A 12087-nucleotide genomic window follows, 5' to 3' on the forward strand; every position below is an offset into this window, starting at 1 on the left:
TGGAAAAACGTGACGAACGGAATCCTGCTCGCCCTCATCGCCTATGCAAGCTATTCGTGCAGCGACGCCGTTATCAAGAGCCTTGGCGCACAGTTCACCGTCTTCGAGATCGGTTTCTTTGTGACGCTGTTTTCCGGCTTCTTCCTGCTCTTCACCCGGCCGAAAGGCGAGCGCTGGCGGGACTTCTGGCGGACCAAACGGCCGTGGGCGGTGCAGGCCCGCACTTGGGCCGGCATCGCGTCGGGCGTGCTCGGCGTCTATGCCTTCACCACCATCCCGCTGGCCGAGGCCTATGCGTTGATCTTCCTGGCGCCGCTCTGCGTCACCGTCCTTTCTACCGTCATTCTCAAGGAGAAGGTCGGCCCATGGCGCTGGCTGGCTGTGGTCGCCGGCTTTGCTGGTGTCATGCTGGTGGTGCAGCCGGGCTTTCGCGAGCTGCATCTCGGCCACCTCGCCGCTTTCAGCGTCGCCTTCCTTGCCGCCACCAGCATCATCCTGACGCGCTCGCTCGCCCAGCAGGAAAAGCGCACGACCATGCTCGGCGTCTTGGTCGGCTGTGCCCTGGTCTTCAACGGAATCGCCGCCGCCGCCACCTCGTTCAAGCTCCCGGATGCCAGGCAGCTGGTATGGTTTGTAGTATCGGGCGCCTTCACCTCCTGCGGGCAGTTCCTGCAACTGCTTGCGGTCAAATACGCGCCCGCCAACCGCATCGCGCCAACGCATTATTCGCAGATCATCTGGGCAGTGATCCTCGGCGCGCTGTTCTTCCAGGAATATCCCGACTGGCTGTCCCTGGTCGGCCTCGCCGTCGTTGGCGCTTCCGGCCTGCTGACCATGGTGCGCGAGGAAGTGCGGTTGGGTACGGTGCGCTGGAGCCCGCTGTCGCGAACAAGACTGTGAGCGAGCGCCGGTTGCACGGCCATAGTGACCGCTGATATGCGGACGCGATGACGACAAGAGCCTTGCCGGAGCTTCCGGTGTCCGCCGTACTGCCGGCGCTGAGCGAGGCGCTCGGCGCTGGCAACAGCGCCGTGCTGGTGGCGCCGCCCGGCGCCGGCAAGACGACGCTGGTGCCGCTGGCGCTGCTCGACACGCCGTGGCTGGGCGCCGGCAAGATCGTCCTGCTTGAACCGCGCCGGCTCGCCGCCCGCGCCGCCGCCCGCCGCATGGCCGAACTGCTGGGCGAGGAACCCGGCGCCACCGTCGGCTATGCCATGCGCATGGAAAACCGCACGTCGGCCCGGACAAAAATACTGGTCGTCACCGAAGGCGTGCTGGCGCGCATGATCCTCGACGATCCGGAGTTGCCCGGCGTCTCGGCGGTGATTTTCGACGAGTTCCATGAGCGTTCGCTCGACGGCGATTTCGGCCTCGCTTTGGCGCTCGATGTGCAAGGCGCGCTGCGGCCGGATTTGCGGCTGCTGGTGATGTCGGCGACGCTCGACGGCGCGCGCGTGGCGAAACTCTTGTCCGGCGCGCCGGTGATCGAAAGTCAAGGCCGGGCCTTTCCCGTCGAGATCCGTTACGACGAGCGGCCGGCTGGTGTTCCCGTCGATGACGCCATGGCCAAGGCAATCCGTTCGGCGCTTGCCGAGGAGAGGGGCAGCGTGCTCGCCTTCCTGCCGGGGCAGCGCGAGATCGAGCGCACCGCCGAGCGGCTGCAGGACCGCCTCACCGCCGACACCGACATCGTGCCGCTCTACGGCCAGCTCGACAACAGGGCGCAGGACGCCGCCATCAAGCCGCCGCCGCCCGGCCGCCGCAAGGTGGTGCTGGCGACGTCGATCGCCGAGACCTCGATCACCATCGACGGCGTGCGCGTCGTCATCGATTCCGGCCTGTCGCGGCTGCCGCGCTACGAGCCGGCAAGCGGCCTGACCCGGCTGGAGACGGTGCGAGTTTCCAGGGCATCGGCCGACCAGCGCGCCGGCCGCGCCGGGCGCACGCAGCCAGGTGTCGCCATCCGGCTGTGGCGGGCCGAGCAGACGGCGGCACTGCCCGCCTTCACCCCGCCCGAGATCCTCGAAGCCGATCTGTCCAGCCTGCTGCTCGACTGCGCCGCCTTTGGCGTCGCCGATCCGGTGAGCCTGTCCTTCCTCGATCCGCCCCCTACGCCGGCGCTCAACGAGGCGCGGACCCTGCTCGGCGCGCTGCACGCCATTGATGACGCCGGCCGGCTGACGGAGCAGGGTGGCGCGATACGCAAGCTGGCGCTGCCGGTACGGTTGGCGCACATGGTCGCCGAAGCTGCTGGGACCGGCCATGCGACGGAGGCTGCAATGCTGGCCGTGCTGCTCACCGAGCGTGGTCTCGGCGGCGACGGCGCCGACCTCGAGCGTCGATTGATGCGCTTTCGCACCGAGAAATCGCCGCGCGCCATTGCGGCAAGGCAGCTGGCTGAGCGGCTGGCGAAGCAGGCGGGCGGCGGCAAAGGCGATGCGCTAGCAGGTGCCGGCGCTTTGCTCATCCACGCCTGGCCGGACCGCGTCGCCAGGGCGCGCGGCGAGCGCGGACGCTTTGTGCTCGCCAATGGCTCCGGCGCCATGGTGCATGCCGCCGATCCACTGGCGGGCGAAAGCTGGCTGGTCGTCGCTGATTTGCAAGGCAAGGCACAGAATGCCCGCATCACGGCGGCCGCCGCGGCCGACGAGGCCGACATCCGCGCCGCCCTATCCGACAGGATCGAGACCCGCCGCGAAGTGAACTTCGACCGCGAGCGGCGCGCAGTCCGCGTGCGTGAGACCGCCAGGCTCGGTGCCATCACTTTGTCCGAGCGTATGCTGCCCGCGCCCACCGGCACTGACGCCGACCGCGCCATCCTGGATGCGTTGCGCGAACACGGGCTCTCTCTGCTGGAGTGGGGCAAGGAGGGGGAGACGCTGCGCCAGCGCCTCGGCTGGCTGCATCGCGGCCTCGGTGCGCCCTGGCCCGATGTTTCGGATGCCGCTTTGATCGAACGCCTCGACGACTGGCTGCTGCCGTTCCTCACAGGCAAGGCGTCCTTCGCCGCGATCGATCCGGGCACGCTGTCTTCAGGCCTGATGGCGCTGGTGCCGCATGAATTGCAGCGCAATATCGGCACACTGGCGCCGACCCATTTCGATGCGCCTTCGGGCAGCCATGTGCCGATCCGCTATGATGGCGAGTGGCCGGTGCTGGCGGTGCGCGTGCAGGAACTGTTTGGCCTCGACCGCCATCCCGCTATCGCCAGCGGCACCGTGCCGCTGACGCTCGAACTTCTGTCGCCGGCCCACCGGCCGATCCAGACGACGCGCGACCTGCCCGGCTTCTGGCGCGGCTCCTGGGCCGATGTGCGCACCGACATGCGCGGCCGCTACCCCCGCCATGTCTGGCCGGAAAATCCGCTGCTCGCCGCTGCCACCGCTCGGGCAAAACCGCGCGGCACCTAGCGTTTCTGCTTTCCCGGCTATAATCCTTGGCCATGATCAAAATCCTGCATGCGCCCGACTTCCAGCAAAGCCAGCGGCTGCGCCTCAACACGCTGATCCGGCTGCGCTGGCTGGCCATTGTCGGCCAGAGCCTGACTGTGCTGGTTGTCGCCTATGGGCTGAAATTCCCGCTGCCGGTCAGCCTCTGTTTCGCACTGATCGCCTGTTCGGCCTGGCTGAACCTGGTTCTGACCTTCCGCTATCCGGCAGCGCACCGGCTGACCCCGTTCCCAGCCTTTTTCATCCTGACCTTCGACAGCCTGCAGCTTGCCGGCCTGCTCTACATGACCGGTGGTCTCACCAATCCGTTTTCGCTGCTGATGACTGTGCCTGTCGTCGTCTCGGCGACATCGTTGCCACTGCGTCTCACCGCCATTCTTGGCGGGCTGGTGATAGTGGGGGCAAGCTTGCTGGTGTTCTTCCATCTGCCGCTGCCCTGGTACGAGGGCGCGCCGCTGCCAATGCCGTTTATCTATGTCGCCGGCATCTGGATGGCGGTGTTTTCCTCGATCGCCTTTACCGCCATCTATGCCTTCCGCGTCGCCGAGGAAGCCCGCCTGCTTGCCAATGCGCTTGCCGCCACCGAACTGGTGCTGCAGCGCGAGCAGCATCTGTCGGCGCTGGATGGCCTCGCCGCCGCAGCCGCGCACGAGCTCGGCACGCCGCTCGCCACCATCGCCCTTGTCTCCAAGGAGATGGAAAAGGCGCTGGGCGACGACCCGAAATACGGTGAGGACGTCAAACTTCTGCGGTCGCAGAGCGAGCGCTGCCGCGAGATCCTGAAACGGTTGACCAGCCTGTCCTCCGAGGGCGAGGCGCATCTGTCGCGTCTGCCGCTCACCTCGCTGGTCGAGGAGGTGACGGCGCCGCACCGCGATTTCGGCATCTCGATCAAGCTGCGGCCGGGCGAGCGCATCGGCCCCGAACCGGTCGGGCGGCGCAACCCCGGCGTCATCTACGGCCTCGGCAATCTGGTCGAGAACGCCGTCGACTTCGCCCGCAACACCGTCACCGTACGCTGGAGCTGGGACGAGCTCGACGTCACCTTCTCGATCATCGATGACGGGCCGGGCTTTCCGCCCGAAATCATCGACCGCATCGGCGAGCCCTACATGTCGACGCGCCAGGGCAACGAAGCCGGCGGTGGCCTGGGTCTCGGGCTGTTCATCGCCAAGACCTTGCTCGAACGCTCCGGCGCGACGCTCGATTTCCGCAATTCGAGCGGGCTGGGCGAGGGCGCCATCGTGCAGATATCGTGGCCGCGCACCGTCTTCCTAAACCCGGAATCGGTGGGAACCTCGATGTTCGACACCGCCTGAGGCATTTCGATTTGGCGCATGATCCTTTCCGAAAATCGATTACGATTTTCGGGGTCATGCACTGGCTTAGACCGGCAAAATTGGACAATGGCGTTCAGGAACTATATCTGCGTAAAATTAAGGCAGCAGGATTTTTTGAGACGATGACTGGCGAAGAAACAATTGGCGCAATGGTTGAAGGCGAGGACACCTCGCTGCTGATCGTCGACGACGACAAGCCGTTCCTGACGCGGCTGGCGCGGGCCATGGAAACCAGGGGTTTCGTGGTCGAAACGGCCGAGAGCGTCGAGGAGGCGGTGGCCAAGGCGCGCGCCCATCCGCCGGCCTATGCGGTGGTCGACATGCGGCTCGGCGACGGCAACGGCCTCGACGTCGTCGCCGCCATTCGCGAGAAGCGCGACGACGCCCGCACGGTCATCCTCACCGGCTACGGCAACATCGCCACCGCGGTGACGGCGGTGAAGCTCGGCGCCATCGACTATCTGTCGAAGCCCGCCGATGCCGACGATGTGTTTGCAGCACTTACCCGCACCGCCGGCGAACGCGCCGCACCGCCCGAAAACCCGATGTCGGCCGACCGCGTGCGCTGGGAACACATCCAGCGCGTCTACGAAATGTGCGACCGCAACGTCTCGGAAACCGCGCGCCGGCTGAACATGCACCGCCGCACGCTGCAGCGGATACTGGCCAAGCGCGCGCCGCGCTGAGGTTCACGCGGCGCAGGCCGCCAATTGCCGAACCTCAGCGCTGCCCCTCACCTGCCTGCCGGCATCCTCTCCCCGTATAGAGACGGGGAGAGGGGCGCTCTCATCGCTGGTTTCGCCAATCGCCGACGTTGCAGGAAACGACGGCTAGGCTGAAGCTGCCCTTTCTCCCCGTCGCTATACGGGGAGTTGAGGAATGGTCCGCGAAGCGGACGAAAAGCCAACTGCTTGGCTTTTCGAATGACGAACGTCCGGCAGGACAATGAGGGGCGGCGCCAACGCTGGAAAGAGTTGCGCTTGCCCTGCCATCGACCTTTGCGCATCATCGCTAACGCCACCGGGAAACCCGGCAACGGAGGAAACATGCGCGACGAGCGGCCAAAATCCATCCTTCGCGAATTCCTCGATGGCGAGGCGGCGGGCGGCATCATCCTGATGGTGGCGGCTGCCTTGGCCCTGATCGTGGCCAATTCGCCGCTGGCCGAAACCTATTTCGCCGCACTCCACGCCTATCTCGGTCCGCTCAGCCTCTCGCACTGGATCAATGACGGGCTGATGGCGGTGTTCTTCCTGCTGGTCGGCCTCGAGATCAAGCGCGAGATGCTGGATGGCCAGCTCTCGACCTGGCCGCGCCGTGTGCTGCCGGGCGTCGCCGCCGCCGGCGGCATGCTGGTTCCCGCGCTGGTCTATGTCGCCATCAACCGAAACAATGCGGCCGCGCTCTCCGGTTGGGCGATCCCGACCGCCACCGACATCGCCTTTGCGCTCGGAGTGCTGTCGCTGCTCGGCAACCGCGTGCCGGCCTCGCTGAAGATCTTCCTCACCGCGCTCGCCATCATCGACGATCTCGGCGCCGTCATCATCATCGCCATATTTTACACAAGCGGACTGTCGCTCGACTATCTCGCGGCCGCCTTCGCCGTCATCGCGGTGCTCGTCGTGCTCAACCGCGTGCGGGTGACGGCTCTGACGCCCTATCTCGTGCTCGGCGCGATCCTGTGGGTCCTGGTGCTGAAATCGGGCGTGCACGCGACGCTGGCCGGCGTCGCGCTGGCGCTCACCATCCCGCTCAAAGTGTCTCCCGGCAGCGGCCACGATCTCGACCATTCGCCGCTGCACCGGCTGGAGCACGGCCTGCACAAGATCGTTCCCTTCTTCGTCATCCCGATCTTCGGCTTTGCCAATGCCGGCGTGTCGTTGGCCGGCCTCAGCGCCGCTGCCCTGGTCGAGCCACTGACGCTCGGCGTTGCCGCCGGCCTCGTGCTGGGCAAGCTGGTCGGCGTCTTTGGCTCGTCGGCGCTGGCGATCCGGCTCGGCTTCGCCGACCTGCCGGTCAACGCCGGCTGGCTGCACATGATCGGCATTTCGCTTTTGTGCGGCATCGGCTTCACCATGAGCCTGTTCATCGGCTTGCTCGCCTTCGCCAACGACGTGGCGCTGCAGGACGCGGTCAAGGTCGGCATCCTTGCAGGCTCGTTCATCGCCGCACTGCTCGGCGCCGCCGTGCTGCTGATGGCGCCGGCCGTGGGGGAGATTGACGAAGACTAGATTGGCGGCAGGCCGAAAGCCGCGAACAGTTCGGGTCCGAGCGGCGGCACATAGATCGTCAGCGAGGCGATTTTGCCGTCCGCAGCTTCGATGACATGCAGCGAATGCGGGCGCCATAATAGATCCTGATGGCTGCGTGCGTAGACGCCGACCGCCGGTTGGGCGTTGGCTCCGATGGCCACCGTGCGGTAGCTCGAAAAATTGCCCCAGATGGTCTCGAAGAAAGCATGGATCGCCTGGCGTCCCCGGTACCATTCCCGCCATGGTGGCATGTGATAGGTGGCGTCCTCCTTCAAGAGTTCGATGAGGCTGTCGAGCTTGGCCGCCTGCCAGGCCTGCATGTAGCGCTCGAGCAGCAGCGCCTCTTGCCGGTTGGGCCGTGACCGCTGCTGCGGACGCCCCTGAGGATATCGCTCGCCCAGCGTTGCGCGGGCCCGCTGCAAGGCGCTGTTGATCGAAGCGGTCGAGCCGCCCAGCAATTGCGCCGTCTCGACAGCCGACCATCCCAGCACATCGCACAGAAGCAGAATGGCCCGCTGCCTGGGCGGCAGAAGCTGGATCGCCGCCACGAAGGCGAGCTGCACCGCTTCACGGGCTTCGTAGCGCGCTTCCGGACCGGGCTCGTCGTCAACGAGGTCCGGAAGCTCTGTGTCCGGATAGGGCTCCAGCCAGGTGAACTCGGCGGCGGGCCCGCCGGTGGCCCGCCCGTCGGTCTCAGGTCGTCCGGGCTGCTGGAGAATGCGATGCGCCGTCGACCTCGCCTTGATGGCGTTGAGGCAGCTGTGGGTCGCGATCGTATAGAGCCAGCCGCGCACCGAGCCCCGGCCGTCGAATTGCGACCTGCCGCGCCACGCCCTCAGGAAAGTGTCCTGGACAAGGTCGTCTGCCTCATGCAGCGAGCCCATCATCCGATAGCAATGGAGTTTGAGCTCGCGGCGGTGGGCCGCCGTCAAACGCTCGAAGGCCGGTCGATCGAGGATCGGCCGGCCCAAGGGCTCAACGGGGCCAGGAGCGTCTGTCATGGAGGAGCCTGCGGTGCTGAACCTTCCTGGCATCGTGCGCGCCTCACGCCGCTGCCGCAAGTCCGCTGCCGCTGACGGCGAAGGAGCTGCCTTCGAATTTGTCGGTGGCGAGCGCGACCACCGCGCGGCCGACATCGGCCGGCGTCTGCATGTCGGTCATGCTCGCGAGGACGTCTGCAGGCCGGATGCCCAAATAGGCCGCAAAGCCATCGAGCCCGGCATCGCCTATGCCGGTCCCTGGCATGATGCGAGCCGGTGCGAGCGCCATAAACCGCAGGTCCAGCCCAAGCCGATCCGATTCCTTCTGGCAATGACCGGCCAGGAACATCTGCATGCGCTTTGCGCCTGCATACCCGCCGGCGAACGGCGGTCCGCCGGTCAAGGCTGCGCCACTGGAGATCAGCACAACCCGGCTGCCTGGCTTCAGCCGGCCCTGGAGCGCGGCCTTGCAGAACAGGAACGACGCCTTGACGTCCATTTCCCAGTTCACCGAGAAGTCCTCCCAGCTCTGATCCTGGACGGGCGCGGACGGAGCAAGGGCGCCGGCGCAGATCACCAGCACGTCCGGCTCGAGCGCGGCGAAAACCGCATCGGGTGCGGTCTCGTCGGTGGCGTCGACCGCAAGCGTCTTCAAACCTGATGTCTCCCAGGAGAGTTCCTTCAGCGCCGCTGCGCCACGGGCAACGGCCAGCACTGTCGCGCCCTCGCCAAGCGCAGCCTCCACGATTGAGCGGCCGACACCCCGGCTGCCTCCGACGACGACGACATTCTGACCTTGTAACGATCGCATGAATCACCTCTCGTTCCGGCCGCCGGATCATCCAACGCGCCTACTGATCAGGACAGCCGAGGTGATCGGAAATCATCGGTGCAGGTCAAAAAATTCTCTGAATGGATCGGCGGGCCTGCGCGAAGCCATGGTCGGGGCACCAGCGGCGAAGCGCCGTCGTCGGCCCGGCGCGCTGTTATTCGCTCTCTCCCTCCAGCGCCGGCACCGCTACCCCGGCAAGCTCCGCTGCTAGCAGCCGCGCCGCACCCGCCCGCGCAATGCGCAGCATCAGCGCCTTGCGCGTTGCCGCCGCCATGCGGTGCTCCGGCGCATCGCGCAGGACCTCGGCGCCGTAGCCGTCGGAAAGGATGAAGCCGCATTCCTCCGGGAAGATCTCCGCCGGCACGCCGGGATGGGTGGCGAAGAAGAAGCGGTCGGAATGCAGCCGGTAATCCGGCCATTTGCGGTCGACGCGAAAATCCTCGATCGAGGATTTGATCTCGATGATCCAGATGTCGCCTTGCCGGGACAGCGCCACCAGATCGGCGCGCCGGCCTGTCGCCAGTGACAGTTCAGGCAGCACATGCATGCCCATCTGCATCAACAGCCGCTGCACGCCACGCCGCACCAGCATAGCGCGTTCCGACTGGCGGCCGTCGATCAGGGGATTGAGGGGAATCGGCGAAATGATCGGCATGGCAGCCACCATGCCAGATTTTGTTCACGGTTTGAACCTATACCTGGGCAAAAATCCGATTGACAAACCCGGCCAGATAGGAATATAATCCTGATGCGATTAATAATCTGGGAGGCATGTCACGTCATGGGCCAGACGCCACGGGAAGTACTGCGGACAATACTGCGTTGGATCGAATCTCTGATCGGTGTCATCTTCGCGTTCGTGAGAAGCGGGATGGTCGAGAAACCGCTTATGTCACCGCCGAAGCGCCTTCGCCCGGCGCACGCCCGCCATATCATCCAAAATCGGGCAGTCAGGCCTGTCGTGGCAAGAGTGGACCAGTTTCTGCAGAGGGGCCCATGTCCCGCAACAGCCGCTGCACGCCACGCCGCACCAGCATGGCGCGTTCCGACTGGCGGCTATCGATCAGGGGATGGAGGGGAATCGGAGAGATGATCGGCATGGCAGCCACCTGCGGGCGATTATCCGGTTGGCAAACCTGGGGTGACGGCTTGATCCGAGCGCCTTACGCGATCGCACCATATTCGTCTGGGTGCGGTCTGGTATTAATCCGGGGCGGCCCTATGTCGTGCCGATCAACTTCCGCTCTTAACTATAAGGCGGCAGGACTAAAGTCTTGTGCCGTGAACGCAAAGGTCTGATGTAACCGCTTTGGTTCCGTTCTTGTCCATTGGACGTTCCGTATTTTAGTCAAACGAGATATCAGACCTACGGAAGTCAGCTTTCGTGCGCCACCCCAGCCATGGCGGCCCGAACCGGCCCCTTCCAGACCATAGTGGCACCCCAATCAACCCCTGGGGCATGCCTTCAGGCCACCTCGACCGTCACCGGCACGCCCCGCCGCAGCGAGTTGCTGATCGCGGAAATCTCACCGGCCTTGTCGATGACCTTCCGGGGATCTGAGCCGTCCAGTGTTTCGCAGGAAACGGTCATCGTGGCTGAGGTCGCCAGCAACGGCTTGCCGTCGAGGTTCACGGTCACGCTGACGGCGATCTTTCCCAGACCAACGCCCATCTCCTCGGCGACATAGCGCAGGTCGTTGCAGAAGCAGCCGCCGATCGCCAGCGCCAGCATCTGGGCACCGTTGAAGCCCAGCCCCATGCCGCCGGCCTTGCCTTCGGGCCGGTCGACGACCACCGTATGTCCGCCGGCCCAGCCCATCGCGGCCTGCGTGCCCTCGACAGTGCGAAGTTCAACGGTTGCCGACATCATCGCTGGATCGCCCTCCCTGCGAAGCGCCGAAAGCGTCCGGCGCCCAGTCCTTCAAGCCGTGGCCGAAGCCGGCCTGTCTTCGGCCGGCGCCGACCCCGCAATATCGTCCAGGATCGGGCAGTCCGGCCGGTCGTCGCCATGGCAGGCGTGGATCAGCTTCTGCAAGGTCGTGCGCATCGATTGCAGCTCGCGCACCTTCTCCTCGATCGCGCTGACATGGGCGGCGGCGATCTCGCGCACATCGTGGCTGGCGCGGCTGCGATCGCGGTAGAGCGCCATCAACTGGCGGCAATCGTCGATTGAAAAGCCTAGGTTGCGGGCGCGGCGCAGGAAGGCCAGCCGGTGGATGTCGTCGCTGGAATAATCTCGATAGCCATTGCCGGCGCGCGCCGGCGCGATCAGGCCGATCTCTTCATAGTAGCGGATGGTCTTGGCCGGCAGGCCGGACCGCACCGCGGCATCGCCAACATTCATAGTGGTTCCTCGATGTGGTTCCCTGATTCCAGGCCATCCGACAGGACCGCCCATTGTTTTTCCTTCACAATCCCGTGACCCCTGTTGCCGAAATGCCATAGTTGACGGCTTACCAGCGGGTAAGGTCTCGCATATAGGCATCGCGCGCTTGGCAAGCAAAGCAAATGCCAGCATGAATGATTCAGGAAAAGCGGCCGCAACGTGCCGCTCGATTCTGGGCGGGGCATCGGACCATTTCATGCGCATGAAGTCATTTGCAATCGTCGCTGCACTTGCGTTGTCGACCGCGATCTCGGGTTGCAGCACGATCGGCTCGCGGCTCTTCTCCAACAACTACGGCGCGGTGAACGATGCAGGTTATCAGCTGCCGCGCATCCCGATCGAGAAGGTGCCGTTGAAGTACCACCGGCAGGAGGTGAACTACGACACCTCGGAAAAGCCAGGCACCATTGTCGTCGATACCCAGAACAAGTTTCTCTACTTCGTCGAAGGCGACGGCCGGGCGATCCGCTACGGCATCGGCGTCGGCCGCGAAGGTTTTGAATGGCACGGCACCGCCCACATTGCGCTGAAGCGCGAATGGCCGACCTGGACCCCGCCGCGGCAGATGATCCAGCGCCAGCCGGAACTGGCCAAGTTTGCCGGCGGCATGGAGCCGGGCCTGAAGAACCCGCTCGGCGCGCGTGCCATGTATCTGTTCAACAAGGGCGGCGATATGGGCTACCGCCTGCATGGCAGCCCGGAGTGGAATTCGATCGGCAAGGCGATGTCGTCGGGCTGCATCCGGCTGATGAACCAGGACATTATCGACCTCTACGACCGCACGTCGGTCGGAGCCAAGGTTATTGTGATGTAGGAGCCATGATCCCGAAAAGTGGAGACCGGTTTTC

Annotated in this window: 11 protein-coding genes and 1 pseudogene; 6 read left to right on the plus strand and 6 right to left on the minus strand. The window is 65.3% G+C overall.

The genetic code is table 11. The features are described 5' to 3' along the window. Nucleotides 1-9 precede the first annotated feature (9 nt). From AC1D1N_RS18625 to nhaA, 5 genes are all read left to right on the plus strand, one after another. Entirely contained in the window at nucleotides 10-900 is an 891-nt protein-coding gene (locus tag AC1D1N_RS18625; protein ID WP_477350269.1) for a DMT family transporter, read from the plus strand. 47 nt (nucleotides 901-947) lie between these two features. After that, nucleotides 948-3410 carry an ATP-dependent helicase HrpB gene (hrpB, locus tag AC1D1N_RS18630; protein ID WP_477350271.1) on the plus strand — a complete coding sequence of 821 codons (2463 nt, stop codon included), beginning with the start codon at nucleotides 948-950 and terminating at the stop codon, nucleotides 3408-3410. Between the two features lie 32 nt (nucleotides 3411-3442). Beyond that, complete coding sequence (locus tag AC1D1N_RS18635) at nucleotides 3443-4768, plus strand: ActS/PrrB/RegB family redox-sensitive histidine kinase (protein WP_162712055.1); 1326 nt, start codon at nucleotides 3443-3445, stop codon at nucleotides 4766-4768. Nucleotides 4769-4911: 143 nt separating this feature from the next. Then, a complete protein-coding gene (locus AC1D1N_RS18640; protein ID WP_112560594.1) occupies nucleotides 4912-5475 on the plus strand; it encodes an ActR/PrrA/RegA family redox response regulator transcription factor in 564 nt (187 codons plus the stop codon). Nucleotides 5476-5835: 360 nt separating this feature from the next. Beyond that, a complete protein-coding gene (nhaA, locus tag AC1D1N_RS18645; protein ID WP_477350273.1) occupies nucleotides 5836-7020 on the plus strand; it encodes a Na+/H+ antiporter NhaA in 1185 nt (394 codons plus the stop codon). Here the strand turns inward: nhaA and AC1D1N_RS18650 are convergent. The 6 genes and pseudogenes from AC1D1N_RS18650 to cueR form a co-directional block, all read right to left on the minus strand. Continuing rightward, nucleotides 7017-8042 carry an RNA polymerase subunit sigma-70 gene (locus AC1D1N_RS18650; protein ID WP_477338374.1) on the minus strand — a complete coding sequence of 342 codons (1026 nt, stop codon included), beginning with the start codon at nucleotides 8040-8042 and terminating at the stop codon, nucleotides 7017-7019. The two genes, nhaA and AC1D1N_RS18650, sit on opposite strands and share 4 nt — an antisense overlap. Nucleotides 8043-8085: 43 nt before the next feature. Further along, nucleotides 8086-8832, minus strand: a complete 747-nt coding sequence (locus tag AC1D1N_RS18655; RefSeq protein WP_477350275.1) for an SDR family NAD(P)-dependent oxidoreductase — start codon at nucleotides 8830-8832, stop codon at nucleotides 8086-8088. A gap of 175 nt (nucleotides 8833-9007) precedes the next feature. Next, nucleotides 9008-9508 carry an MmcB family DNA repair protein gene (locus AC1D1N_RS18660; protein ID WP_477350276.1) on the minus strand — a complete coding sequence of 167 codons (501 nt, stop codon included), beginning with the start codon at nucleotides 9506-9508 and terminating at the stop codon, nucleotides 9008-9010. Nucleotides 9509-9815: 307 nt separating this feature from the next. Next, nucleotides 9816-9953 (minus strand): annotated as a pseudogene (locus AC1D1N_RS18665) (MmcB family DNA repair protein); the annotation flags it as partial. A 365-nt stretch (nucleotides 9954-10318) separates the two neighbouring features. After that, nucleotides 10319-10723, minus strand: a complete 405-nt coding sequence (locus tag AC1D1N_RS18670) for an OsmC family protein (protein ID WP_477338367.1) — start codon at nucleotides 10721-10723, stop codon at nucleotides 10319-10321. A 51-nt stretch (nucleotides 10724-10774) separates the two neighbouring features. Then, nucleotides 10775-11197 carry a Cu(I)-responsive transcriptional regulator gene (gene cueR / locus AC1D1N_RS18675; RefSeq protein ID WP_112560599.1) on the minus strand — a complete coding sequence of 141 codons (423 nt, stop codon included), beginning with the start codon at nucleotides 11195-11197 and terminating at the stop codon, nucleotides 10775-10777. A 238-nt stretch (nucleotides 11198-11435) separates the two neighbouring features. Between cueR and AC1D1N_RS18680 the strand changes: the two genes are divergently transcribed. Beyond that, a complete protein-coding gene (locus AC1D1N_RS18680) occupies nucleotides 11436-12053 on the plus strand; it encodes a L,D-transpeptidase (RefSeq protein ID WP_112560709.1) in 618 nt (205 codons plus the stop codon). The last annotated feature ends 34 nt before the right edge of the window (nucleotides 12054-12087 follow it).

Source organism: Mesorhizobium sp. P2_B5 (genome assembly GCF_056404775.1).